This is a genomic window from Rhodococcus sp. T9N (genome assembly GCF_024436645.1).
Classification (GTDB): domain Bacteria; phylum Actinomycetota; class Actinomycetes; order Mycobacteriales; family Mycobacteriaceae; genus Rhodococcus_F; species Rhodococcus_F qingshengii.
In genome coordinates this window covers 164,827-189,514 of sequence record NZ_JAMSKS010000005.1, presented here as the reverse complement: position 1 = coordinate 189,514, position 24,688 = coordinate 164,827, and the positions used below count along the sequence as shown (strand labels likewise).

21 protein-coding genes are annotated in these 24,688 nt (G+C 62.6%); 13 read left to right on the top strand and 8 right to left on the bottom strand.

From position 1 onward, the window contains the following. Positions 1 to 13 precede the first annotated feature (13 nt). From M1L53_RS11325 to M1L53_RS11305, 5 genes are all read left to right on the top strand, one after another. Positions 14 to 811: an enoyl-CoA hydratase gene (locus M1L53_RS11325; RefSeq protein WP_003939812.1), complete on the top strand. Its 798-nt coding sequence runs from the start codon at positions 14 to 16 to the stop codon at positions 809 to 811. A 45-nt stretch (positions 812 to 856) separates the two neighbouring features. Then, the gene (locus M1L53_RS11320; RefSeq protein WP_003940405.1) at positions 857 to 2,377 is read left to right on the top strand and encodes an acyl-CoA synthetase; all 1,521 of its coding nucleotides are present in this window, start codon (positions 857 to 859) and stop codon (positions 2,375 to 2,377) included. A gap of 120 nt (positions 2,378 to 2,497) precedes the next feature. Beyond that, entirely contained in the window at positions 2,498 to 3,664 is a 1,167-nt protein-coding gene (locus tag M1L53_RS11315; protein ID WP_054188478.1) for an acyl-CoA dehydrogenase family protein, read from the top strand. A 42-nt stretch (positions 3,665 to 3,706) separates the two neighbouring features. Next, entirely contained in the window at positions 3,707 to 4,447 is a 741-nt protein-coding gene (gene fabG / locus M1L53_RS11310) for a 3-oxoacyl-ACP reductase FabG (protein WP_003940214.1), read from the top strand. 72 nt (positions 4,448 to 4,519) lie between these two features. Next, a complete protein-coding gene (locus M1L53_RS11305) occupies positions 4,520 to 5,716 on the top strand; it encodes a CaiB/BaiF CoA-transferase family protein (RefSeq protein WP_007729534.1) in 1,197 nt (398 codons plus the stop codon). A gap of 5 nt (positions 5,717 to 5,721) precedes the next feature. On the opposite strand, the gene M1L53_RS11300 is transcribed toward M1L53_RS11305, so the two are convergent. Next, entirely contained in the window at positions 5,722 to 6,942 is a 1,221-nt protein-coding gene (locus M1L53_RS11300) for an acetyl-CoA C-acetyltransferase (protein WP_054188396.1), read from the bottom strand. Between the two features lie 309 nt (positions 6,943 to 7,251). Here M1L53_RS11300 and M1L53_RS11295 point away from each other — a divergent pair, with 309 nt between their 5' ends. Next, on the top strand, positions 7,252 to 8,442 hold the full coding sequence (locus M1L53_RS11295; RefSeq protein WP_054188477.1) for an acyl-CoA dehydrogenase family protein: 1,191 nt from the start codon (positions 7,252 to 7,254) through the stop codon (positions 8,440 to 8,442). Positions 8,443 to 8,492: 50 nt separating this feature from the next. On the opposite strand, the gene M1L53_RS11290 is transcribed toward M1L53_RS11295, so the two are convergent. Further along, the gene (locus tag M1L53_RS11290; protein ID WP_054188395.1) at positions 8,493 to 10,163 is read right to left on the bottom strand and encodes a chitobiase/beta-hexosaminidase C-terminal domain-containing protein; all 1,671 of its coding nucleotides are present in this window, start codon (positions 10,161 to 10,163) and stop codon (positions 8,493 to 8,495) included. A 182-nt stretch (positions 10,164 to 10,345) separates the two neighbouring features. Between M1L53_RS11290 and M1L53_RS11285 the strand changes: the two genes are divergently transcribed. After that, a complete protein-coding gene (locus tag M1L53_RS11285) occupies positions 10,346 to 11,236 on the top strand; it encodes a LysR family transcriptional regulator (RefSeq protein WP_007729523.1) in 891 nt (296 codons plus the stop codon). Here the strand turns inward: M1L53_RS11285 and M1L53_RS11280 are convergent. Continuing rightward, positions 11,170 to 12,114 (bottom strand): LysR family transcriptional regulator, encoded by a 945-nt coding sequence (locus tag M1L53_RS11280; protein WP_054188394.1) that lies wholly within the window; start codon positions 12,112 to 12,114, stop codon positions 11,170 to 11,172. The two genes, M1L53_RS11285 and M1L53_RS11280, sit on opposite strands and share 67 nt — an antisense overlap. Before the next feature lie 187 nt (positions 12,115 to 12,301). Here M1L53_RS11280 and M1L53_RS11275 point away from each other — a divergent pair, with 187 nt between their 5' ends. The 6 genes from M1L53_RS11275 to M1L53_RS11250 are packed head-to-tail and all read left to right on the top strand — an operon-like array spanning position 12,302 to position 18,345. Then, positions 12,302 to 13,861 carry a long-chain-fatty-acid--CoA ligase gene (locus M1L53_RS11275; protein WP_003939977.1) on the top strand — a complete coding sequence of 520 codons (1,560 nt, stop codon included), beginning with the start codon at positions 12,302 to 12,304 and terminating at the stop codon, positions 13,859 to 13,861. Continuing rightward, positions 13,858 to 14,904 (top strand): MBL fold metallo-hydrolase, encoded by a 1,047-nt coding sequence (locus M1L53_RS11270; RefSeq protein WP_030537195.1) that lies wholly within the window; start codon positions 13,858 to 13,860, stop codon positions 14,902 to 14,904. Before M1L53_RS11275 ends, M1L53_RS11270 begins: the two co-directional genes overlap by 4 nt. Before the next feature lie 37 nt (positions 14,905 to 14,941). Next, on the top strand, positions 14,942 to 15,703 hold the full coding sequence (locus tag M1L53_RS11265; protein ID WP_030537194.1) for a crotonase/enoyl-CoA hydratase family protein: 762 nt from the start codon (positions 14,942 to 14,944) through the stop codon (positions 15,701 to 15,703). Further along, on the top strand, positions 15,700 to 16,512 hold the full coding sequence (locus M1L53_RS11260) for an enoyl-CoA hydratase/isomerase family protein (protein WP_030537193.1): 813 nt from the start codon (positions 15,700 to 15,702) through the stop codon (positions 16,510 to 16,512). Before M1L53_RS11265 ends, M1L53_RS11260 begins: the two co-directional genes overlap by 4 nt. A 30-nt stretch (positions 16,513 to 16,542) precedes the next feature. Further along, a complete protein-coding gene (locus M1L53_RS11255) occupies positions 16,543 to 17,445 on the top strand; it encodes a LysR family transcriptional regulator (RefSeq protein WP_007729501.1) in 903 nt (300 codons plus the stop codon). A 3-nt stretch (positions 17,446 to 17,448) separates the two neighbouring features. Then, positions 17,449 to 18,345, top strand: a complete 897-nt coding sequence (locus M1L53_RS11250) for a LysR family transcriptional regulator (protein WP_003939949.1) — start codon at positions 17,449 to 17,451, stop codon at positions 18,343 to 18,345. Here M1L53_RS11250 and M1L53_RS11245 read toward each other — a convergent pair. The 5 genes from M1L53_RS11245 to M1L53_RS11225 all read right to left on the bottom strand — a co-directional run bounded on the left by M1L53_RS11245 (position 18,342) and on the right by M1L53_RS11225 (position 24,545). After that, the gene (locus M1L53_RS11245; RefSeq protein ID WP_202427117.1) at positions 18,342 to 19,247 is read right to left on the bottom strand and encodes a nitronate monooxygenase family protein; all 906 of its coding nucleotides are present in this window, start codon (positions 19,245 to 19,247) and stop codon (positions 18,342 to 18,344) included. The genes M1L53_RS11250 and M1L53_RS11245 overlap by 4 nt on opposite strands. Positions 19,248 to 19,300: 53 nt before the next feature. Next, a complete protein-coding gene (locus M1L53_RS11240; RefSeq protein ID WP_185744512.1) occupies positions 19,301 to 20,956 on the bottom strand; it encodes a class I adenylate-forming enzyme family protein in 1,656 nt (551 codons plus the stop codon). 41 nt (positions 20,957 to 20,997) lie between these two features. Further along, positions 20,998 to 21,762, bottom strand: coding sequence for an SDR family NAD(P)-dependent oxidoreductase (locus tag M1L53_RS11235; protein WP_003939944.1), 765 nt, complete (start codon positions 21,760 to 21,762; stop codon positions 20,998 to 21,000). 54 nt (positions 21,763 to 21,816) lie between these two features. Further along, positions 21,817 to 22,947, bottom strand: coding sequence for a thiolase family protein (locus M1L53_RS11230; RefSeq protein ID WP_003939840.1), 1,131 nt, complete (start codon positions 22,945 to 22,947; stop codon positions 21,817 to 21,819). 134 nt (positions 22,948 to 23,081) lie between these two features. Next, positions 23,082 to 24,545, bottom strand: a complete 1,464-nt coding sequence (locus tag M1L53_RS11225; RefSeq protein WP_174519483.1) for an MFS transporter — start codon at positions 24,543 to 24,545, stop codon at positions 23,082 to 23,084. Positions 24,546 to 24,688: the final 143 nt, after the last annotated feature.

The following is a 24,688-nucleotide window of genomic DNA, read 5'->3' as shown; positions in this document are numbered from 1 at the left end:
GTAGAGAGAACACATGTCGCAGACACAGGTAGAAGACACTGCAGTGAAGATTTCCGTCGAGGAATCGGTGGGACTCGGTTTCCTGACGCTCGATCGGCCGGCGCGGCGCAATCCGCTCTCGGCGGAGACCATGCGTGAGGTGACGGCTGCCCTTGTCGAATTGTCTGTAGACGAGCGCGTGCGGGTCGTGATCGTGCGCGCCGAAGGCCCGGTGTTCTCCGCCGGACACGATCTGACGGAGATGATCGGGAGAACCCTCGAGGACGAGCGGGCGATCTTCGACGGCTGTACCGAGATGATGGAGACCGTACAGCGGATTCCGCAGCCGGTGATTGCCGCAGTACAGGGCCCGGCTATCGCGGCGGGCTGCCAACTGGCCGCGTCGTGTGATCTGGTTGTTGCTGCGTCGAATGCTGTCTTCGGCACGCCGGGCGTCAAGATCGGACTGTTCTGCTCGACGCCCATGGTGGCGCTGAGCAGGGCAGTAGGGCGCAAGCGCTCGATGCAGATGTTGCTCACCGGGCAGACGATCGACGCCGACACCGCTGCGGACTGGGGTCTGGTGAACTTCGTCGTCGCGCCCGAAGACCTGGACCGAGAGGTGCGCGAACTGGCCGCCAAGATCACGACGGCCAGCCCCTTGACGGTGAAGATCGGTAAGCAGGCGTTCTATCGCCAGATCGATCTGCCGCAAGCGCAGGCGTACGAGGCGATGGCGGAAACTATGGCAACCAACGCCGTGACCTGCGACGCTCAGGAAGGTATGCAGGCCTTTGTGGACAAGCGAAAGCCCGAATGGCGCAATAAGTAACGATCACTCTTCCGGTTTAGTTGGACGTCCTATAACCTGAGGCGCATGAGCCTGGATCCACGCACCAACACTGTCGACGGAGTGCTTCGGCGCTCGGCAGCCAAGTACCCCGACCGTGTAGCCGTCGTATTCGAAGATCGCACTCGCACCTACCGCGAACTCGACGACGCGGTGACGCGGGTCGCCGCCTACTTGCTCGGTCTGGGGCTCGAACACGGCGACCGCGTCGCGGCATACGGAACCAACTCCGACGCCTATGCAATCGGATTTCTTGCCTGTGCACGAGCAGGTTTGGTGCATGTTCCGGTCAATTACGCACTGAAGGGGGAGGAACTCCGGTACCTCGTGGCGCAGTCAGGCGCCCGCGCGGTGTTGGTGGATCCGGCATTGGCGCCGACGCTCGACTCGGTACGCTCCGACCTCGATCTCGATCACGTGATCGCACTGCGGGACGCGGAACTGTCCGTGGTCACGATCGGTGAGGCGGGCGAGGTGCCGGTCTTCGAACCGCGTGCGACGTCGACCGATCTGGCGCAACTCCTGTACACCTCGGGCACCACCTCGAAGCCCAAGGGCGCCATGATGTCTCACGGTGCACTGGTTCACGAGTACGTGTCCTCGGTGATCGCGCTCGGCCTCGACAAGAACGACAACCCGCTGATCTGCATGCCGATGTACCACTCCGCGGGCATGCACGTCTTCATGCTGCCGTACCTGTCCGTCGGCGCGACGGTCAGTCTGATGCAGGCGCCGGACATCCCGGAAATCCTGCGCCGTGTCGAAGCCGAAAAGATCGGATCGCTGTTCCTGGCGCCGACCGTGTGGGTGCCGCTGGCCAACCATCCGGACCTCGAGACCCGCGATCTGTCTTCGCTGAAGAAGGCGCAGTACGGCGCCTCGATCATGCCGGTCACCGTGCTCAATCGTCTGCGCGAGCGCTATCCGGACATCGGTTTCTACAACTGCTTCGGCCAGTCCGAAATCGGCCCACTGGCAACAGTTCTCCAGCCCAGCGAGCATGCTGATCGCCCGTCTTCCTGTGGTCGCGCGGTGTTCTTCGTCGAAACCCGCGTCGTCGACGCCGACGGAAACGATGTTGCCGACGGTGAGTCCGGCGAGGTTCTCTACCGCTCACCCCAGCTGTGCAACGGCTACTGGGAGAATCCGGAAGCCACCGCCGAGGCCTTCCGTGACGGCTGGTTCCATTCGGGCGATCTGGTCGTGCGGGACGAAGAAGGGTTCATCACGGTCGTCGACCGGATCAAGGACGTCATCAACACCGGCGGCATCCTGGTGGCGTCACGCGAGGTCGAAGATGCGGTCTACACGCACCCCGCCGTGGCAGAAGTTGCCGTGATCGGTACGCCCGACGAGAAGTGGATCGAGGCCGTCACCGCGATCGTCGTGCTCAAGGACGGCAACGACGAGTTGACGCCCGAGGCGTTGATTGCCCACGTCAAGGAGCGAATCGCTCCGTTCAAGGTGCCCAAGCATGTCCGTTTCGTGGCCGAGCTTCCGCGCAACCAGAGCGGCAAGCTACTGAAGCGGGAACTGCGCACCGTCTGAAGCTTGCTATAGGTTCTGCCTTACCTTCGGTTCGTTTTCAGGTCTTTGACTCCGATTGCCTCACGGTATTGACTTCGGGGGACGGCATGGACTTCGGAAACAGCAAGGTGAGTGGTGGGAATGCAGGTCGACGCAGATGACTTCGCAGATATCTTGGCGACTGCGCGGGAGTTCATCCGTAAGGAAGTAGTTCCGCGTGAGCAGGAGATAGCCGACACCGACGCCATTCCTGAGGACATACGCAAGAAGGCCGCAGCTATCGGGCTCTTCGGTTACGCGATCCCTCAGGAATGGGGTGGGCTCGGACTCGACCTCACCCAAGACGTCGAACTGGCAATGGAATTCGGCTACACGTCTCTGGCGCTGCGTTCGATGTTCGGTACCAACAACGGAATTGCCGGACAGGTGCTGGTCGGCTTCGGTACCGACGAGCAGAAGGCTCAGTGGCTCGAGCGCATCGCCTCCGGTGATGTCGTGGCTTCCTTTGCTCTCACCGAACCGGGCGCGGGCTCCAACCCGGCCGGCCTTCGGACCAAGGCAGTGCTGGATGGATCCGACTGGGTGATCGACGGCAACAAGCGGTTCATCACCAATGCTCCACTGGCGCAGCTGTTCGTGGTGTTCGCGCGCACTCGCCCGGCGGATTCCGATGGTCCGGGAATTGCAGTGTTCCTGGTTCCGGCTGACACGCCAGGTGTCACGGTCGGTCCCAAGGACAAGAAGATGGGTCAAGAAGGTGCTTGGACCTCCGAGGTCACCTTCGACAACGTCCGGGTTCCCGAGTCGGCCCTCGTCGGTGGCGACCAGGACACCGGATACCGCGCAGCGATGACGTCTCTCGCGCGCGGACGAGTCCATATCGCGGCGCTCTCGGTGGGAGCAGCACAGCGAGCGCTCGACGAATCTGTCGCGTTCTCCGTGGTCACGGAACAGGGCGGCACCGCGATCGGCGACTTCCAGCTGGTTCAAGCGATGTTGGCAGACCAGCAAGCCGGTGTGATGGCAGGGCGCGCGATGGTGCGCGAGGTGGCCGCGCGGTACGTCAGCGGTGAGGATCGCCGTCTCGGGCCTTCGGCGGCAAAGCTTTTCTGCACCGAGATGGTGGGCAAGGTCGCAGATCTCGCCGTGCAGATCCACGGGGGCAACGGGTACATGCGCGGTGTTCCGGTCGAACGCATCTACCGTGAAGTTCGCCTGTTGCGCCTGTACGAGGGAACCAGCGAGATCCAGCGTCTGATTCTCGGTGGTGGGCTCGTGGCGCAAGCGAAAAATCAAAACCAGCGCTGACACATTTTCCAGACGAGCTTTAACCTCACGAACGGAGTGGACATGGGATTGTTGGACGGCAAGGTTGCGGTAGTGACCGGCGGAGCCCAGGGCATCGGGCTCGAAATTGCGCGCACCTTCATCAAGGAAGGCGCGACCGTCGTTCTCGGCGACATCAACGAAACCGTGGGAACGGCTGCGGTCGCCGAACTCGGTGGAGAGTCGGTCGCCCGTTTCGCTTCCTGCGACGTGCGTGACTCCGGACAGGTCGAGGCCATGCTCGATCTGGCCGAAAGCGCTTTCGGTCCAGTCGATGTCATGGTCAACAACGCCGGCATGACGCGCGACGCCACGATGCGGAAGATGACCGAGCAGGACTTCGACGACGTGATCGCCGTTCACCTCAAGGGCGCCTGGAACGGAACACGCGCTGCCGCCGCCCGCATGCGCGAGCGTGAGACGGGCGCGATCGTGAACATCTCGTCGATCTCCGGCAAGGTGGGCATGCTCGGGCAGACCAACTACTCGGCCGCGAAGGCCGGGATCGTCGGTCTGACGAAGGCCGCGGCAAAAGAGGTCGCGTTCAAGAACGTTCGCGTCAACGCCGTTCAGCCCGGACTGGTCCGCACGGCGATGACCGAGGCGATGCCCGAACGGATCTGGAACGAGAAGCTTGCCGAGATTCCGATGGGGCGCGCAGCCGAGCCTTCGGAAGTTGCTTCGGTTGTGCTGTTCCTCGCGAGCGACCTCTCGAGCTACATGACCGGAACGGTTCTCGAGATCACCGGCGGCCGCCACATCTGATCCGTCCTGTTCGAGTGCAAGAATTCAGAGTGTGAGAATTCTGGGTGTAAAACTTCTGGGGTGACTACTGACATGGGACAGCCGAACTCGGATCTTCCGCTCGACGGAATCACCGTAGTTGCACTCGAACAGGCGGTGGCGGCACCGCTCGCCACCAGACATCTCGCGGACATGGGTGCGCGGGTGATCAAGATAGAACGCGTCGGCGAGGGTGACTTCGCGCGTCACTACGACCAGGCGGTTCACGGTCAGGCATCACACTTCGTGTGGCTCAACCGTTCCAAGGAATCGATCGCCGTCGACGTGAAGTCGGAAGCCGGCCGGCAGATCCTTCTCGATCTGGTCGCGCGAGCCGATGTGTTCCTGCAGAACCTGGCTCCCGACGCAGCCGCGAGACTGGGGTTCGGCGCGGAGGAACTGCGCGATAAATACCCACGGCTCATCGTGATCGACATGTCCGGCTACGGCAGTGCCGGCCCGCGGCGCGAGCGCAAGGCCTACGACATGTTGGTCCAAGCCGAGACCGGAATGATCTCCGTGACAGGCACACCGGAGACGGCCACCAAGACCGGCATCCCGGTCTCCGACATCGCAGCAGGAATGTACGCGCTGACTTCGATTCTGAGCGCCCTGTTCCGTAGAGAGCGAACGGGCAAGGGAGCGCTCGTCGAGGTCTCGATGTTCGATTCCACCGTCGAGTGGCTGGGTCATCCGATGTACATGAAAATGTATGCAGACAAGCAGATTCCACGTGTCGGTCTCGGCCATGCCGCGATCGTTCCCTACGATTCGTATCCCACGGCCGACGGCGAAATCCTGATCGGCGTCCAGAACGACCGTGGATGGCGAGCGCTGATGGTGGACGTGTTCGAGCGAGAGGATCTGGTCGATCATCCGCGTTACCGCACCAACATCGTGCGCGTCGAAAACCGTGGCGAGGTAGACGAATTGGTGGGCTCTCTGACGCGTCTGTACTCGACGACAGATCTGGATCAGCGTCTGGCCGCCGCTGGTGTTCCGGCCGCGGCACTCAACGACATGGCCGGTCTGCTGGAACATCCGCAGCTGGAGAAGCGTGCCAGATGGCGGTCCGTGGGCACCGAGAACGGTCCGATCGATGCCGTGCTGCCTCCGATGACGTATTCGGATGTCGAAATGCGCATGGGTGACGTTCCGGCACTCGGCCAGCAGACGGATTCTCTGCTGGCCGAGTTGGGACTTACGGGCGACCGGATCGCGGAACTTCGCCGCGACGGATCGATCGGTTAACGCTTCTAGCGTCGCAGGTTCTCGAACACCGCGGCAATCCCTTGTCCGCCACCGATACACATGGTTTCGATCCCGTATCGTGCCTGGCGCCGGTCGAGTTCGCGCAGCAGATTGGCGAGGATCCGTCCACCGGTAGCGCCGACAGGATGTCCGAGCGAGATTCCGGAACCGTTGACGTTGAAGCGTTCTTCGATGTCCTGCGCGCTCAATCCCCAGGCTTTGGCGCACGCGAGAACCTGGGCCGCGAAGGCCTCGTTGACTTCGATGAGGTCGATGTCGTCGAGCGACAGATCGACACGGGAGAGAGCCTTCGCCACGGCAGGCACCGGTCCGATGCCCATCCGGTTCGGCTCCACACCGGCCACACCCCAGCTGACCAGTTTCGCGAACGGCCGCAGGCCCAGCCGTTCGGCGTTGGCCGCAGTGGTGACGATGGCCGCGGCTCCGGCGTCGTTCTGGCCGCAGGCGTTTCCGGCGGTGACTGTTGCTTCAGGGTCGACGCGACCTCGAATGGGGCGCAGTGCAGCAAGATCGGACAGTTGTATCCCTCGGCGCGGATGCTCGTCTTGGGTGACGACTGTCTGCTCACCACGGCGTCCGGGCACCGAAACGGGAATGGTCTCGTCGTCGAAATACCCGCTGTCCTGGGCGTGAACGGCCCGTTCGTGCGATCGCACCGCGTATCGGTCCTGCTCGTCGCGGGTGATCGAGTACTCCCGGCGCAAGTTCTCGGCGGTCTCGATCATGCCGCCTTCCACCGGAAAGTTGACTCCGCCGGAGTTCGTGCGCGGTTTGGCCAATCGGTCGTGGAACTCGACGGAAGGGCGCTTTGTGCCCCAACGCATGTCGGTGGAGTAGAACTCGGTTCCGCTCATGCTTTCGGCGCCGCCGGCGATGACCAGATCACTCATTCCGGTCTGTACCTGCATCGCGGCGTAGATGATCGCCTGCAATCCCGAACCGCAACGGCGATCGAGTTGTATTCCGGGAACGGACACGTCCAGACCGGCGTCGAGTGCCGCGATTCGCCCGATGGCCGCGGCCTCTCCGTTGGCGTACCCCTGACCGAAGATGACGTCGTCGACATCGGTGGCCGCAATGCCGGTTCGTTCGACGAGGCCACGCACAACAGTGCCGGCGAGTGTGGTGACGGGAACGTCCTTGAAGACTGCGCCGAATCCGCCCACCGGGGTGCGAACGGGTTCACAGATGACTGCGTCGTGCATGGAATGCGCCTGTCTCGAGGAGAGTGGGGAATGCGTCGCGTGAACGGGCCGATCGAAGGGCCCACCGCGACCTGGCCTCTCGAATATCCAGCACACGTGGCGCGGTTGTCAACAGCAGGAACGACCTGTTCGGACATAGTTTCCGCCATACGGTTCGTATGCGAAATCGACTTTGACACATATACCGTTCGGGGATTGAATGGATGCAGCGTCTCTGCCGCACACACGTCGCGGTGGGATGAAAGTTCCTGGAGTCGAATCAATTTCGTCGACCGGGAGGGCACGAAGTACCGACTGACAGGTGGAACAGTGACTCGTTTGGCGCAGACGGCGGGATTGACCGAAACCCAGACCGATATCGTCGGGGCGGTACGCGAGTTCGTCGATCGTGTGGTCATCCCCGCGGCGCAGGAACTCGAACACTCGGATACGTACCCGACCGACATCGTCAAGCAGATGAAGGACATGGGTCTGTTCGGACTGACCATCGACCCCGAGTACGGGGGTATCGGCGAATCATTGCTCACCTACGCGCTGTGCGTCGAAGAATTGGCCCGTGGATGGATGAGCGTGTCCGGTGTCATCAACACGCATTTCATCGTGGCTCACATGATTTCGGCGCACGGGACGCCGGAACAGAAGGCGAAGTACCTGCCGCGTCTGGCGTCCGGGGAACTCACCGGTGCATTTTCCATGTCGGAGCCTGCTCTCGGTTCCGATGTTGCTGCCATATCGACCAAGGCGAAGCGGACGGACTCCGGCGATTACGTGATCACCGGCCAGAAGATGTGGCTGACCAACGGAGGTTCCTCGACCTTGGTGGCAGTCCTGGTCAAGACGGACGAGGGCGCGGAGAAGCCGCACAACAATCTGACGACGATATTGATCGAGAAGCCCGCAGGTTTCGGCGAGGTACTCCCGGGCCTGACCATTCCGGGCAAGCTCGAGAAGATGGGGTACAAGGGAATCGACACCACGGAGATGATCTTCGACCGTTTCGAGATCGGAGCCGAGGAGGTTCTCGGTGGCACCCCTGGCTCGGGATTCCGGCACATGATGGACGGCGTCGAGGTCGGCCGGGTCAACGTCGCCGCGCGTGCCTGCGGAATTGCCCAGCGCGCTTTCGAACTGGCTGTCACCTACGCCAAGCAACGCGAGACTTTCGGCAAGCCGATCGCCGAGCATCAGGCCATCGCGTTCCGGATCGCCGAGATGGGCACCAAAGTCGAAGCGGCGCATCTGATGATGGTCAACGCTGCCAGGCTCAAGGACTCGGGTGAGCGCAACGATGTCGCAGCGGGTATGGCGAAGTATCTGGCGAGTGAATTCTGCTCGGAGGTCACCCAGGACAGCTTCCGTATCCACGGCGGATACGGCTATTCCAAGGAATACGAGATCGAGCGGTTGATGCGTGAGGCGCCGTTCCTTCTGATCGGTGAAGGTACCAGCGACATCCAGAAGCAGATCATCAGCAAGGGCCTGCTTCGCACGTACAACTGAGCCGAGAAGCGGCACCGCGAATATGCGCGGTGCCGCTTTGTCGTGTCGGGTCAGCGGGTGAAGGCCAGGGTTGTCACCGGTGACCGGTTGCCGTATGCGTCAACGGCTTCGACGCGGGCTTCGTATGCGGTGCCCGCTGCGGCATCGGGAATCGGAATGTCGAGGCTGTTCGGCCGCGGCATGAAGTAGAAGTCCGAGAGCACCTTCGACGAGACCACCTTCGCTCCGGTGGCTGTGTCCGTGACCTCGACGGCGTAGTGGTGCACCATCTGATCGTCCTTGGCCTGCGCGATCCTCAGTGCGGTCGCACCGTTTTCGCCGGTCGTCACCGAGAGCGGAGTGCTCGAGGTGAACTCCGGCGCGTGCGTGTTCCGTGCGCCCGAGGTGTAGCGGAAGTTGTCCTTGATCTGCCGGTTGGTCGACCCGTCGAGTTCGACCGTCCACCCCGAACCGCTCAGCGTGCCCGCGCTCGAGTACGGCGGCTGCCAGTTGGCTGACCACGCGCCACCGGCGTAGATGTCGTGCTTGTCTGCGGCCATGTTGATTCGGTTGATTTCCGTGCGGTCCTGGTAGACCTCGACGAAGAGCGCTTGGGCAGTGGGTGATTCGAAACGGTTCGCGAGACCGGACTCGGTCGCCATCTGGTAGCCGTGATCGATTTCGATGTACGACATCGAGCCGTCGTTGACCGACGTGAAGTCACGCTGATGGATCGACCGGTCGTCGTTGTTGTTCAGATGTGAGTGCCCGGAGAAGAAGATTGCCTGAGGGAAGGCACTCAGGTCTTCGGTCAATCGAGGGTTCGACGCCTGCTGCCCGTCCATGGCTGTGTTGCTTGCCGGCCGGTGTCCCTGGACCAGGATCGGCTTGGTCAGGTTCCCGGACTCCGCGGTGATTTCGGTCAGGCGGGACTTCAGCCAATTGCGTTGCGCTGAATCATTGTTGTAGGTTTCGGTGTTGACCGTGAAGAGATGGACACCATTGACGTCGGATTCGTAGTATCCGCCACCGGAATCCGGGAACCACTCCGCCGGGTATCCGGCTCTGATCGCCGCGAGACTTGCATCGTGATTGCCGTTGGAGATCAGGAGTTGTGTGTCGTTCATGCCCTTCCGGGCGAGGTTTGCCTGGAAGATTTCTGCGACGATCTTGTGGTCGGGCCCCTTGCCGTCTCCGTTGTCGTTGATCATGTCCCCGTTGGAGAGGATAGCGTCGGGTTTCGGGAAGATGGAACCGATTGTGTCGAAGAAGCTTTCGTACTTCTTGTCGTTGTTCGCGTGATCGCCGACGTGGACGTCGGACATCACGACGACCTGAGCCAGCGGCTTTTCCGAGGTCTTGATCAGGTAGCCGAACGAGACGGCCGCGCTCGCGTGATCGCCGCGGAAAGCTGCGACAGTGACGTTGGTGTCCTGTGCGATGTGCAGCGGACGTCCCGGCGTGGCAGCTTGGCTGTCGGTGGTGGGTGTCGTTCCGTCCACGGTGTAGCGGACGGTGGCGCCGCGCTCGGCGGTGAAGGTCAGGTCGACGGGGTGCTCGTACCGTCCGCCGGGGACGCTGACGCCGGGCGCTGCGGGCGGCGTGTTGTTCTCGCCCGAAGAGCTGCCCCATTCGAAGGACGAACTGCCCCAGCCGGGTTCGGCGTGGGATTCGGCGGGGGCGATGCCGGGAACGGCGAGAGCCGCGGTCACGGCTGCTATCGCGATGGTCGTACGTCTCACGAGGATTCCTTGTCTTCGACGCGGTGGTTCAGACCTATCCGTAATTGGTCTGGACCAATTACGGTAGGTGGCGCCGGGTAGAAGAAGGTGTGTCCTGAATGTCCGATTAATGAAGCGTGTGTGAACACCCTGCAGTGCTTGGTACCGGTATACCTGTCTGCGTTTATGGCAAAGTCGATGGAGTGGACCTACGTCAGATCGAGTACTTCCTTGCCGTTGCCGGTGGTGAGTCCTTGTCGACGGCTGCGCAGAATCTGTCGGTCACCAAGCCGTCGCTGTCGCAGGGTATTCGTGGCCTCGAGCGTGAACTCGGAGTCGAACTGTTTCACCGCGTCGGTCGCGGTTTGGTGCTGACGGCAGCAGGTCGGGCATTGGTAGGGCCGGCGAGGCAGATGACTCGCAGCAGCGCGGCCGCGTTCGACGTCGCGATCGGTACGGCCGACGAGCCTCGTGGCCGGCTCGACATCTGCTCCGCGGCACATGGTCTCGAAGGTCCGATCGCACGCATCGTGGCAGACTTTCGTGAGCGGTGGCCTGCTGTGACCGTTCGGGTCGGTGAGTTGCCGCAGGGTGCAACGTCTGAGCAGGTGTTGGCAGACGGCGCGTGCGAGGTGGTCTTCAGTTACTGGCCACCCGACATGTCGGCGCTGTCCACGAAAGTGTTGGGGGTGAACGAGTACTGGCTGGCAGTGCCGTCGGGGGTTCATCCTGACGTCTGGCCGAATGGTGTGAAACCCGCTGCGGGAGAGCCGGTGTCATTGACGGCATTGCCCGATCTCCCCGTGGTGGGTGTGCTCAAACACTCGCGGGCTCGCCTTGCCATCGAGTCGTCTCTGCAGGCCGCCGGGGCCCGGACTCGGATGTCGACGGAGTTGGCGCAGCGGGAGACCGTCGGCGCGTTCGTCTTTGCTGGTTTGGGCATGGCATTCATGGAGCGTTCGTTGGCCGAGAGATCGGTCGCGTCCGGCGCGGAGATATTTCCGGTGGAGCCGCCGATCTCACTGAATTACGGCGTCGAGTTCGATCCGGAGACGCTCTCGCCGTTGGGCAGGCTGTTCGTGGAGGGCTTGTGACGTGGGGAGATGTTCTCGATGTACGCAGACCCGGCCGGTGAGAGCGGGCCGTCGCGGTAGACCAAGATCGTCTGCCGGGTGATCGGTGGGAAAAGCGAGCGAACCTCAGATGCCGGTGAGTCTTGTTCGGCGATCGATCTGGGCAGCAGCGCGGCGCCTACACCTTGCCCGACCATTTCCCGGACAGCAAGGCGATCTGGCACTTCCACGACGACGTCGGTGAGTTCCAGATCGTCGTCGATCGAGTGCCCGCGCCGAACTGCGGATGCCTCGACCACCATCGGCAGGCGCGCGACCACCGTGCGCGGAACCGGATCGGGGAGGTCTGTGGCCAGGCGAATGGGGATCGACAAGACCGTTTCCTGGGTGCTCACGGCAATTTCTCGAAGCCCGTCGGAGACTTCGGTACCCGGGTGGGTCTCGAGAAACCCGAGTTCACACGTACCTGCTCTGACGAGCGCGCGCACGTCCTGTGCGTTGGCGGAGGCGTTCGTGGAGAACCGAATTCCGGGTGCCGTCAGATGGAGGCGTCCGGCGACCTCTGCAACAGGGTCGATGGCGAGATCGGACTGAACTGCTATGGCGAGTTCCCCGGCGCGCAAGGCGGTTACCGCAGCCACCGCGGCCTCGGCCCGAGCAACGTCGGCGAGCAACGTACGGGCAGAATCGGCAACTGCCAGTCCGACCGTGGTGGGAGCCAGACCGCGAGTGGTGCGCTCGAAGAGTGTGGCTCCGAGAGCTCGTTCGAGGTTGCGCACGGCCTGCGAGAGGGACGGTTGCGAGATACGCAGGACGTCCGCGGCGGCAGTGACGCTGCCGTGATCGACGACCGCGACGAGATACTGCGCGCTGCGTATGTCCATCCCGGGTGCCTGCATCTGACGAATTCTCCCAGATGACGGAGCCTTGGCGGCGGTGACTTGCTGCGACCTGCGGACATAGGTCTGAGCTATGGCTCTGTGCGCCTTCTCGTCTTTGTGGCGCAGGCCATAGCGATGGTCGACTGTTCCAGTACCACCGACCGCGGTTCGTGCTCGGTGAGTACCTGGAACACAGGAGCGTGATGTGAGCGAGCTTCACCTACCCAACCGGATACGCCACTCGGCGTCGACACGGCCGTCCGATCCGGCAATCACGTGCGGCGACCGAACGTTGACTTGGGCTGAGCTGGATGGCGAGACCAGCACCTTGGCGAGTGCGCTGGCAGAAGTGACCACAACGGGTGCTCGTGTCGGTGCGCTACTGCGTATGGGGCTCGAAGGTGCGGAAACCTTCATCGCATGTGCGAAGGCAGGCGCTGTGTTCATACCGTTGAACTGGCGGCTCAACCCACTCGAACTCGTCGACATCGCCGAGGACGCGGAGCTCGACGTCTTGATCGTCGATGACGAGTTCGCCGCGGGGGCGGCGGCGATGTCCGCAGCGTTGCCGGACATCGAGGTCATAACCGTGGGAGCTGCAGGGGGCCTGCCGGATTCGCGAACCTGGGCGGAGTTCGTGGCATCAGGTACCGGTGTCGACCCCGGACACGGGCACGATCCGGACGCAGCAGTTCTGCAGCTGTACACGTCCGGGACAACCGGCCGGCCCAAGGGCGTCGTGGCCACGCACCGGAATCTGTACAACGAGCCCGAGGGGTTCGATGTCTACGAATTCGGTTCGAATGCAGTCGCACTCGATGCACTTCCCCTCTTTCACATCGCCGGTGCCGGCTGGATGAGTACATGCTTGTCGGCCGGAGTGCCTTTGGTGCTGCTCGGAGACATGGCGCCGGCTCGGGTCGCTGATGCCATCGCGACCCACCGCGTCACCCACGCATTTCTGGTGCCTGCAGTCATTCAGACGCTGGTAGATCTGCCGACTCTCGACAGTTTCGATCTGACCAGCCTGGAGGTGGTCGCCTATGGGGCGTCACCGATCACTCCGGCGCTCCTCGCCCACGCGATGACTGTCTTGAACTGCAAATTCGTTCAGCGATACGGGATGACCGAGACGACGGGTTCGGTATCCGTCCTTCGTGCTTACGACCATCATGTGAGCGGGCCGCGTTCGGAGTTGCTTCGCTCTGCGGGCAAGCCGATGATCGGCGTCGAGATCTCGATTCGAGACGTCACCACTGGTGAGGAATTGCCGCCCAATAATTCCGGTGAGATCGTCGCGCGCAGTAGAAACAACACTCGCGGATACTGGCGACGTGACCGTGAGACCGCCGAATTGTTCACCCACGACGGTTTCCTCCGAACGGGGGACGCCGGCCATCTGGACGACGAGGGGTATCTGTTCGTCACCGATCGACTCAAGGACATGATCATCACCGGCGGAGAGAACGTCTATCCGATCGAGGTGGAATCCATTCTGGCCGAGCACCCCTCGGTCGCCGAGGTCGCGGTGGTCGGGGTTCCCGACAAGCGCTGGGGTGAATCCGTGACCGCAGTGGTCAAACTGGTCGACGGTGCCGACGTGCCGAGCGTCGACGAGTTGATCGCTTTCAGCACAGCGAAGTTGGCGTCGTACAAGAAACCTCGCCAGATCCATTTCGTGGACTCCCTACCTCGCAACGCGAGCGGAAAACTGCTCAAGTCGAGCCTGCGGACCATGCTGAACGCGAGCGGAGAAGCATCATGATCGTGACCGAAGACGTCGGTGTCGCACAACGTGAGGCATGGGCGAACAAAGTCCTTCCACCGGTCGAACAGGTGCGGGACGGATTGTGGTCGATCCCTGTTCCTATGCCGGACAACCCTTTGCGCTACGTACTCGTCTACGCACTCGCGCTCGACGACGGACTTGCCCTCATCGACGTCGGTTGGGATCACGAACAGTCCTGGCAGGCTCTCGTCGACGGCATAGCATCGATCGGATACCACGTTTCCGAAGTGCGCTATGCGGCAATCACGCACCTGCATCCCGATCACTTCGGCCTGGCGCCGCGTCTTCGGCAGGTCAGCGGCGCGACACTTGCGATGCACGTGGCCGACGCGACGCTCCTCGGGTACCACGGGCCCGAACAGACCCGCGACGACATCAGTGGCTGGAACCTGCAGTTGTCCGAACTCGGCGCACCGGCCGAAGTGCTCGACGCGTCTCGGGTCGACCTGGTGCGGTTCGCTGAGCACGAAACCATCGACATTGTTCTGGGAGAGGGGGATTCACTCGACCTGCCCGGTTGGAATCTCCGCGCCCAATGGACACCGGGGCACACTCCCGGACATCTCTGTTTCGTGGAAGAGGACAGAGGCTTGTTGTTCAGCGGCGATCACATGCTGCCGAGGATCAGCCCGAACATCTCCACGATTCCCGGTGAACTCGAGAACCCACTTCATCGTTATCTTCTCTCGCTCGAGGCGACGACAACACTGGGCGAGTGCGAAGTGCTTCCGGCACATGAATATCGATTCCGTGGGATCGCCGATCGTGCACGTCAATTGATGGGGCATCACGAGGAGCGATTGGCGGAGATCGTGGCTGCGGTGCAGGATGAGCCTGAATCCACGGCCTGGGAACTCTCACGCACGATCTCCTGGTCTCGCCCGTTCGAACAGATGTCGCCGCGACTACTTCGCTTGGCAGTCCGCGAAACCCATGCTCATCTTGTTGTTTTGGCCAAGCGGGAGATCGTGACACCGTCCGGCGGCACACCCGTGCGCTGGAGCATTCGCGCGCAGTGACCTTTCAAGAATCTCATCACGGAAGTAGGAACCGAACATGAGCGTCGTGCTCACCGACTTCGCCGACGGCGTTGCCGTCATCACCCTCAATCGTCCCGAGGCCAAGAACGCGGTCAACCTGGAACTCGCACAGGCACTCGCCGCCGCGATCGACGAGTTCGAGGAACGCCCCGATCTCACCATCGGCATTCTGACCGGATCTGGTGGAACCTTCTGCGCCGGTATGGATCTGAAGGGATTTGCGCGCGGAGAGCGGCCATCGCTACCGGGTCGTGGTTTTGCCGGTCTGACCGAGGCACCGCCGTCGAAGCCGCTGATCGCAGCCGTCGAAGGTTGGGCACTCGCCGGCGGTTGCGAACTGGCCTTGGCGGCCGACTTGATCGTGGCGTCCACGGACGCGAAATTCGGCCTGCCCGAAGTGAAGCGGGGACTTGCCGCGGCCGCCGGCGGACTCCTACGTCTGCCGAAGATTCTTCCGTATCAGTTGGCCATGGAAATCGCGATCACGGGGGATCCACTCAGTGCCACCGTGGCGCATCATCACGGCTTGGTCAATCGGCTCGCCGAACCGGGACACGCGCTGACCGTCGCACGCGAGCTTGCGGCCCGAGTAGCGGCTAACGGTCCACTGGCTGTTCGCGCGACCAAGCAGGTACTGGCAATGTCCGCCAAGTACACCGATCCGGATGCCTTTGTCGCGCAACGCGAATTCATCGATCCGGTCTTCACCTCTCGTGATGCCAAGGAGGGCGCCACGGCATTTGCCGAGAAGCGCTCTCCCGTGTGGAGTGGTTCATGAGTGCCGAGACGATCGAGCGTGCGGCCGTAAGCATCGAACGAGACGGTGCTGTCGCGACGATTGTTCTCTGTCGGCCGCACCGCCGCAACGCTCTCGATCTCGACGCCTGGATCGCTCTACGTGAAGCAGTCCTCGAACTTCAAGAGGACGCGCAGATTCGCTCGGTGATCCTGACCGGCGCGGATGGGACCTTCTGCGCGGGCTCCGATCTGGACAAGCGTGGCTCGTCGCACCCGCTCGATCGCATGCGTGTCATCAACGCAACGGCAATCGCACTGAGTGAGTTTCCCAAACCTCTGGTGGCGAAGGTCGACGGGTTTGCCGTCGGAGCCGGATGGAACATGGCGTTGCTCTGCGACTTCGTCGTGGCGGCCAAGGGTGCGAAGTTCAGCCAGATCTTTGCCAAACGGGGGTTGTCTGTCGACTTCGGTGGTTCGTGGATCCTGCCGAGACTGGTCGGCCTCCAACAAGCCAAGCGACTGGTGATGCTTGCCGAGACGATCGACGCACAGGAAGCCTACGAGCTCGGGTTGGTGACTTATCTGGTCGAACCGGCCGAGCTGGACGAACACACGTCAACACTGGCGCAGCGGCTCGCCGCCGGCCCGCCGGCCGCACTGAGTCAGTCTGCCGCCATGCTCGAACGTCACACCTCCCTCTCGTTGCGGGAGGCCTTGGACAACGAGGCGAGGGCGCAAGCGGTCAATTTTGCGACGGATGCCACCGACGCGGTTCGTGCCTTCGTGGAAAAGCGGGAGCCGATCTTCACCGGAGAGTGGGCCGTACCAGGGGCAACTCGGGTGGAGTGAGCGACGGATCGCTGGTCGTATGATGGATGAGTGGATCTGCACTTCGTCACCTACTTCGTCGCTGTTGTCGACCACGGTGGGATAACGAAGGCCGCTCAGGCTCTCTACATTTCGCAGCCCTCGCTGTCACAGGCAATTCGTACGCTCGAGCGTCGACTCGGCGCCACGCTGTTCGACCGGACGGGCAGGCGGTTGGTTCTTACCGACGCGGGCCGCACGTTCGATCTCGCGGCCAGGAGAATCCTTGCCGACGTCGAGCGCGCGAAGGCGAAAGTGACCGCCGTTCGCGAACTCGAGTTCGGTCGTGTCGACGTCGTCTCGTACTCGGCGTTCTCGATCGATCCGATGGTCGAGTTGGTCCGGCGATTCCGGGCCAACTTCCCGAAGATCGTCGTGCGTGTTCTCGACACGTACGGCCCGGCCGGGGTCGACAATGCGTTGCGGCGAGGGTCGGCCGAGGTCGGCGTCACCGATCTGAGTATCGGGTACGAAGGTTTGGTCACGGCTCCGATTGCCACTCAGGAGTTGGTGCTCGCCACCCATGCGTCGTTGTCCGGCCGACTTGCAACGCCGTTGGCGGATCCGGTTCCGCGAGCGCTCTTGCACAGTTTGCCGCTTGTGGTCGATCTCGGTGATCAATCGAATCAGTTCCGGGGCTTGCTCAGCGAAGGCGCCGAGAACGTAGTCGTGGACTGTGTCCACCCTGTGACCACGTGGGAACTCGTGCGTCGAGGAATCGGCGCCACTGTAGTGCCGAGAAGGGTTGCACAACAGCAGATGACAGACGTCTGCGCCTTCTCCTTCGATCCGCCGCTGACACGCGACGTCGGTATCGTCTATCGCTCGGGCGAGCAATCCCCGGCGGCCGCTGCATTCATCGCGACGGCTGCGGAAATGGCCACCTCCGCCGTTCCGTCCACGGAAGAGGAGTGAACTGTGGAGTTCCGGCAGATGGAGTACTTCCTCGCAGTGGTCGAGAACAAGGGGATCAACGGCGCCGCAGCGGCTCTCGGCGTTGCTCAGCCGACCGTGTCACAAGCGTTGCGCGGGCTCGAACGTGAACTGGGAGTGAGGCTGTTCCACCGCATCGGGCGCGGCATGGTGCTCAGTGCTGCCGGTCGCAGTCTGGTCGGCCCGAGTCGACAGGTTTTGCGAGACGTAGCTGCGGCGGCTGAACAGTTGACGGCATCCGATGGCGCCATCGTCGGTCGCCTCGACATCATGGCTTTCCCTGCACTGACCTCGGGGACGATCGTCGATCTGATTGCGGAGTTCTGTCGACGGTATCCGCAAGCACGAGTCAGATTCTCGGAACTCGAGCGTGAGGACAATCTGGAAAGTCTCATCCGGGACGGCCACTGCGAATTCGCGGTGGCTCATCTGCCGCTCGAGGCGGGCGAAGGGCTCGAAATCGTCGAATTGGGGGAGCAGGAATACCGCCTGGTCTACCCGGCGGGAACGGAACTACCCGAGGGGCCGGTACGCCTTTCGGAAATGCCGGACATTCCCATGGTATTCGTTCCTCGCGGGGCAGCGATGGGTGACGCGATCGAAGATTCGATCCGAAAGGCCGGTACCAGAACGGAACTCGCGGTGGTGACCGAGCAACGGGAGTCGCGGCTCCCGATGGTCATCGCCGGACTCGGCGGCTCGTTGGTCGAGCGCTCGGTGGCGAAATCGATGCCTGGTCAGGTGGTGGAACGGGCCTGCGAGCCGAGATTCCTGCGTGCGTACGGTCTCGCCTTCGACCCCTCGACGTTGTCGCCGGTGGGACAGGTATTCGTGAACCTGATCCACGAGTACCTGTCCGACGAACGCCGGTCACAGCACTAGAGTCGGCAGATACGTTCTCGCGCGGCAGAGTACTCGGCGGCGAGACGCTCTACTACTGCATGCGTCGGAAGGACTGCATCGATCGCTCCGATGCCCTGTCCGGCGCCCCAGATGTCACGCCAGGCCTTGGTATCGGTGTCGTTGGTCGCGAAACTCATTGCGGATGGATCGGATTCGGCCAGGTTGTCGGGGTCCAAGCCGGCGGCAACGATGCTGCCCCGCAGGTAGTTTCCGTGTACTCCGGTGAACAGGTTGGAATAGACGATGTCGGAGGCCCCTGAACCCACGATCATCTCCTTGTACGCAGGATCCGCGTTAGCCTCTTCGGTTGCGATGAAAGCTGATCCGACGTATGCCAAATCGGCCCCGGCCGCGAGCGCAGCGAGAATCGAATCACCATGAGCGATGGCACCTGACAACAGCAGTGGACCGGCGAACCACTCACGAATCTCCCGAATCAGGGCAAACGGCGACTGCCTACCGGCATGACCACCGGCCCCGGCAGCTACCGCGATCAGTCCGTCGGCGCCCTTCTCGATCGCCTTGCGTGCAAAGCGATTGTCGATGACGTCATGGAGAACGATTCCGCCGTATGCGTGGACTGCGTCGTTGATGTCGGTGCGAGCGCCGAGGGACGTGATGACGATCGGAACCTCGAACTCGGCGATGGTCGCCAGATCCTCTTCCAGGCGGTTGTTGGACCGGTGGACGATGAGGTTGACGGCAAATGGCGCCGACGGATTCTCCGGGTGCTCACGATCATGTTCCTCACGAGCCACGGTGATCAGTTTGAGCCAATCCCGAAGTGCCGACTGCGGACGAGCATTCAGTGCCGGGAAGGACCCGATGATGCCAGAGGTGCACTGCGCGATGACGAGGTCAGGAGTCGAGATGATGAACATCGGTGAAGCGAGAACCGGGACACGCAGTTGCGACGTCAGGTCTGCGAAGGTCGTCACCTGGAACCGCCTTTCTGATCGACGGATTCGAGAAGTCTCGAGCGGAGGTCGGTCTTGAGGACCTTACCGGCAGCCGATGTCGGAAGGAGTTCTACCTCGACGACTTCGCGAATCTTCTTGTACGGCAGCACCTGCTCGGCGACGAACGCCTTGATCCGCTCGGCGTCGAACTCGGCGCCCGGAATCATCACCACGAAGGCTACGGGCTCCTGGCCGTTGCTCCCCACTTCGCGGCCGACAACCGCAGCAGTCGAGATCGCCGGGTGCGAGACCAGAATCTCTTCCAGTTCACGCGGATAGACGTTGTACCCCTTGTAGATGAGCATGTCCTTGGCCCGGTCACAGATGAAGAGGTATCCGTCCGAGTCCAGGTACGCGATGTCTCCCGTGTCCAACCAGCCGTCGACGAACTGTTCTGCGGTGGTTTCCGGGTGTCCGAGATAGCCGTCGGTGACCTGAGGCCCACGCACCCACAGTTCGCCGCGTTCGTTCTCGCCCAGAACGGTCTTCCGGTCGAGCTGATCGCGAATCTGGATTTCGGTGTCGAAGATCGGGAGGCCGACGCTGCTCTGCCGATATTCCGAGCCGTTGATCAGCGGAGCGGCCGTGACCACACAGGTGGCCTCGGTCAGCCCGTAGCCTTCGACGACGAGCGCTTTGGGAAATGCCCGGCGGAGTGCGGCGAGCGTGACACTGTCGATCGGGGCAGCACCCGAAGACACGACGCACACGCTGTCGGTGTTGCGCACCGTAGCGTCGGGATGAACCGACAGTGCGTGCCACATAGCGGGAGACCCGGTGAGATAGGTGGCCTCGTGCTTTTCGATCAGCTCGAGCATCCGGCCGGGTTCGAACCGACCGGCAAACACCTGGGTGAGACCGGAAATCAACAGGAACGACGTGTTGAGCAACGAATGTGCGTGGAAGAGAGGGGAGACAACGATGGTCGCCCCGGTCCCGGGCGTCGGACCGAGCACGTCGAGGCCATCGATGCGTCGAGGAGTGACGAGACCTTCAGGACCTGCATCCAACTCGTGACCGGTTCTCCACCCACACATCTGCGTGATGTTGCCGACGACGTTGCGGTGAAGAACACGAACACCTTTGGAGACTCCGGTGGTTCCGCCGGTGAACGCGATGTGTGCGATGTCGTCGCTACGAACCGAGGCAGGGGTGAATTCGGTGGGTAGATCGGCGATGAAGGAGTCGAATGCGACGACCGACTCCGGTGTGTCGAGCGCGCCCTCGGTGTCCTGGACCATCACGATCGTACGCACGGAGGTTCCTGAAGCGGCCGCGAGCAGTACGTGCAGCTGCGAACTCTGAGTCACTGCAGCAACGGCGGACGTCTCTTCGATCTGCTTGCGCAGGCCGAGCTCTGGCTGCAGTGGGTTGACCAATGTGACTGTCGCCCCGGCCTGTAGGCATCCGTAGTAAGCCTGGAGGAACTCGACGCAGTTCCCGAGGTGCATCAACACCACGTCGCCGACGCCCACCCCGGCTTGCCGCAGTGCGCCGGCGAATTGCGCACTGCGCTGACCGAGTTCGCGGAAGGTGCACGTACGCTCGCCGTCCACGACGGCGAGGCGGTCACCGTAGAGCGCCGCCATGCTGGGCGCCCAGTACGCCATGGTGGTATCCGGGTATTGCATGTTGTGCCGCAGTTGTGGATTGGCGATCACGCTGGTGCCCGTCACCGGGGAGCCATTCGGATAGCGCCGTCGAGTCTGATGGTCTCGCCGTTGAGGTAGCCGTTCTCGAGCATCGAGACGGCGAGCTGGCCGAACTCGTCCGGACGACCCAGTCGTGAGGGATTGGGAACAGAGGCTTCGAGGGCCGTGCGCACGTCTTCGCGTAGGCGCGCCAGCAGGGGAGTGTCCATGATGCCGGGAGCAATGGTGTTGACGCGAATTCCGCGGCTGGCGAGATCGCGGGCAGCGGTGACCGTCATACCGACGATGCCGGCTTTGGACGCTGTGTAGTTGATCTGACCGATCTGACCCTCGAATGCTGCGACCGACGCCGTCATGACGATGGCACCTCGCTCACCGTCCACGGCGTCGAGTTCCGCCATCCGCTCGGCGCCGAGACGGAGTGCGTTGAACGAACCGACAAGATTCAGCTTGACGACGAACTCGAAATCTTCGACCGATCCGGCTTTTCCGTCCTTGTCGAGAATGCGCATACGACGCCCGGCACCCGCGCAGTGGACGACGCCGCGGAGGCCGCCGCGCTCGTGCGCCGCGTCGAGTGCTTCGGCGAATTGTTCGCTGTCGGTGACGTCGGCCGGGGCGAATTGTGCGGCAGCACCGAGATCGGCCGCCACCTGCTTACCGTCGGACGAAGGCAGATCGATCAACGTGACCTGCGCTCCGGCGTCGAGCAGCCGTCGAGCGGTTGCCAGGCCGAGGCCTGAAGCGCCGCCGGTGATCGCGGTGGAAAGTCCCTCGAGTTTCATGGATCAATTCTTCTTTCCTGCTGGATGACGTGTCGGCCCGAAAGCGTTGTCGGGTCAGATCAATTCGAGAATGGTCGCATTGGCCATGCCGCCGGCCTCGCACATCGACTGGAGACCGTAGCGAATTCCGTTGTCGCGCATGTGATGTGCCAGGCGAGTCATCAAGATCGCACCTGATCCGCCGAGTGGGTGGCCGACCGCGATAGCGCCGCCGAGCGGATTCACACGATCGATGGCTGCGCCGGTTTCAGCCTGCCAGGCAAGCGGGACGGGGGCGAATGCCTCGTTGATCTCGAAGGCGCCGATGTCGTCGATGGACAATCCGGAGCGATCCAATGCCTTTGCGGTGGCGGCAATCGGACCGGTGAGCATGATGACCGGGTCGTCGGCTGCGACCACTGCGGTGTGAATACGAACGAGCGGCTTCCACCCGCGTGCCCGGGCGTACTCGCTGGTCGTGACGAGTGTGGCGCCCGCCCCGTCGGAGATCTGAGAAGAGTTGCCGGCGTGGATGGCACCGTCGGCGTCGAAGGCCGGGGGCAACTTCGCGAGCGACTCCACACTTCCGCCTCGCCGAATGCCTTCGTCCTGGGACAAGCCCGCGATCGGAGTGATCTGCCCGGTGAATGCCCCTTCATCGGTGGCACGGGCCGCGAGTTCGTGTGAGCGGAGGGAGTATTCGTCCAGAGCTGTTCGTGTGAGTGCCCATTTCCGGGCCATCATCTCGGCGCCGGTCCCCTGGCTGAAACCGTCCACCCCGTAGCGTTCGAGTACCGAAGCCGGAAAATGCTCACCGTTCTTGCTGGCGGTACCCATCGGTACTCGTGACATCGATTCGACGCCTCCGGCTACGACCACGTCGTTCTGACCGGAGATGACGGTGGCCGCAGCAAAGGAAACTGCCTGCTGGCTCGATCCGCAGGCCCGGGTCAGTGTGACGCCGGGAACGCTGTCGGGCCAGCCGGCAGCGAGTGCCGCTGTGCGGGCGATGCTTCCGGCCTGCTCGCCGACCTGACTGACGCAACCCCAGATCACGTCGTCGACCGTCGCCGCGTCGAGTCCGGTCCGTTCAGCGAGCGCACGCAGTACATGGGCGGACAACTCGGCCGGATGGATCTCCGAGAGGGCGCGGCCGCGACGGCCGATCGGTGTACGTACTGCGTCGACGATGACGGCATCTCGCATGTATCTCTCCTGCTGTTCGTGCCCGGTTCTGCGACTGTGCGGTCGGGGCGTGTCTCGAGTCGATCACGAGCGGGTCGACCCGGCAATGTCTTTCGGTGAATGGCTTTGTTAGCGAATGGCTATACGTGGAGTACTCAGCCTCGGATGAGCTTGCGATCGCGCTCGGGATTGGCGAAGACGAGGACCAGAACCGCGGCGATCACTCCGATGACGCCGATTGCCTGGAAGGACTGGGCGTAACCGTCGGCCGGGGTTGCAGCGTTGTCCACGATGACTCCCGTTGCGTAAGGAGCAATCAGGCCACCGATCGACATGATGGCGAGGAAGAATCCCATCGTTCCGGCAGTCTGCTGCGGCGGGCACAGCTCCGAGATCGCAGCGTTGATGAGCGGGAAGGTGATTGCCGAGAACCCGTAGCCGATCGAGACCATGGCGACAGCGACGATGGGAGTGGAGATCTGTGGCAGGAACAGGAGAATCGATCCGCAGATCAGAACGCCGACACAGGGAACGATGACGCGAACCGTACGAGAGGTGAAGCCGCGGCCGATCAACTTGTCCGTGACGGAACCGGAGGTGATCATGAGGACGAGACCGACGATCGAGGGCAGCGCGAACATCGAACCGGCCTGCATCGCACTGTATCCGAGGCCGACCTCGAAGTACGACGGCAACCAGGTGAGAACGACGGTGGTCAGCGCGTAGATGGTCGCGATGAGGAAGCAGCAGCTGACGAAGGTGCGGGAGAGCAGGATCTTGCGCCACGGAACGTTGGGCTCGGTGACCGCCTTCGTGGCTGTCCCGGCTGCCTCGGTTGCTTCTGTATCTGCAGTCTTGGTCGCCTTGACGGCCTTGCTCGTGTACGGGCCCTCGGACCAACCGGCCAGCCAGCAACCCATCCACACGAGACCGAGAACGGAGAGCGAGAGAACTGCTGCGCGCCAGCCGTAATGAACGGCGATGAAGGTCAGTACCGGCGCGAGGGCGATCTTTGCGACAGAGGCGGATCCGGCGAGCATTGCGCCGGGAAGGCCGCGCTTGGCCGGCGGGTGCCACGAGTACGCCGCGGTGTGCATCAGCGCCGAACTGGGGCCTTCGGCAAATCCGAGGAGCATGCGCGAGACGATCAACATCGCGAGGCTGGCGCCGAGAACGAGGGGGAGCATGACCACGGACCAGATTGCGGCCAGGATCAACAGCGCCCAACGCAGGGTCAGGTACTTGTTGAGCGGTCCGGCGAGGAATCCACCGATGCAGAACATCAGGAAGAAGAGCGAGCCGACCATGCCGATTTGCGAAGACTTCAGTCCGAGCTCACGAGCGAGGGGCTGAGCGATGATTCCGAGGACTGCCTTGTCCGCGTAGTTGACGATGTAGAGGAAAACGACGAGCCCGGTCATCGTCCACGCACGCTTGCGGGTACCGAAGACGGGAACTGCTGACGAATCTGGCGTTGCTGTTGCTTCGGGCTGGACGTCGTTACGCTGTGGCGCGATGGGGGTCACGTGGCGTCCCTTCGAGACTGGTGGGCGGATGCGATCGTGCTCGAAGCGCGGCCTCGAAGCGATCGATGGTGGTGTGTTTGCCGGCTGACTCATTCAACGTGTTCTGGATCACTTTGAGCAATGTCGCGTCGATGATCGGAACGATAGCGGTTGCCTATGTATCGCAGGTCAGGCCATATTGGTACGCCCTATCGGACGCATAGCCGATGGGTGTTGGATCGAATGCGGAACATTGA

What these genes read in the sequence shown, in the direction of transcription:
- M1L53_RS11270 (WP_030537195.1), top strand. Translation starts at nt 13,858, where the DNA reads ATGATCGTGACCGAAGACGTCGGTGTCGCACAACGTGAGGCATGGGCG.
- M1L53_RS11280 (WP_054188394.1), bottom strand. Translation starts at nt 12,114, where the DNA reads ATGCAGGCACCCGGGATGGACATACGCAGCGCGCAGTATCTCGTCGCG.
- M1L53_RS11300 (WP_054188396.1), bottom strand. Translation starts at nt 6,942, where the DNA reads ATGCACGACGCAGTCATCTGTGAACCCGTTCGCACCCCGGTGGGCGGA.
- M1L53_RS11325 (WP_003939812.1), top strand. Translation starts at nt 14, where the DNA reads ATGTCGCAGACACAGGTAGAAGACACTGCAGTGAAGATTTCCGTCGAG.
- M1L53_RS11265 (WP_030537194.1), top strand. Translation starts at nt 14,942, where the DNA reads ATGAGCGTCGTGCTCACCGACTTCGCCGACGGCGTTGCCGTCATCACC.
- M1L53_RS11240 (WP_185744512.1), bottom strand. Translation starts at nt 20,956, where the DNA reads ATGCAATACCCGGATACCACCATGGCGTACTGGGCGCCCAGCATGGCG.
- M1L53_RS11235 (WP_003939944.1), bottom strand. Translation starts at nt 21,762, where the DNA reads ATGAAACTCGAGGGACTTTCCACCGCGATCACCGGCGGCGCTTCAGGC.
- M1L53_RS11315 (WP_054188478.1), top strand. Translation starts at nt 2,498, where the DNA reads ATGCAGGTCGACGCAGATGACTTCGCAGATATCTTGGCGACTGCGCGG.
- M1L53_RS11225 (WP_174519483.1), bottom strand. Translation starts at nt 24,545, where the DNA reads ATGAGTCAGCCGGCAAACACACCACCATCGATCGCTTCGAGGCCGCGC.
- fabG (WP_003940214.1), top strand. Translation starts at nt 3,707, where the DNA reads ATGGGATTGTTGGACGGCAAGGTTGCGGTAGTGACCGGCGGAGCCCAG.
- M1L53_RS11260 (WP_030537193.1), top strand. Translation starts at nt 15,700, where the DNA reads ATGAGTGCCGAGACGATCGAGCGTGCGGCCGTAAGCATCGAACGAGAC.
- M1L53_RS11305 (WP_007729534.1), top strand. Translation starts at nt 4,520, where the DNA reads ATGGGACAGCCGAACTCGGATCTTCCGCTCGACGGAATCACCGTAGTT.
- M1L53_RS11245 (WP_202427117.1), bottom strand. Translation starts at nt 19,247, where the DNA reads ATGTTCATCATCTCGACTCCTGACCTCGTCATCGCGCAGTGCACCTCT.
- M1L53_RS11320 (WP_003940405.1), top strand. Translation starts at nt 857, where the DNA reads ATGAGCCTGGATCCACGCACCAACACTGTCGACGGAGTGCTTCGGCGC.
- M1L53_RS11230 (WP_003939840.1), bottom strand. Translation starts at nt 22,947, where the DNA reads ATGCGAGATGCCGTCATCGTCGACGCAGTACGTACACCGATCGGCCGT.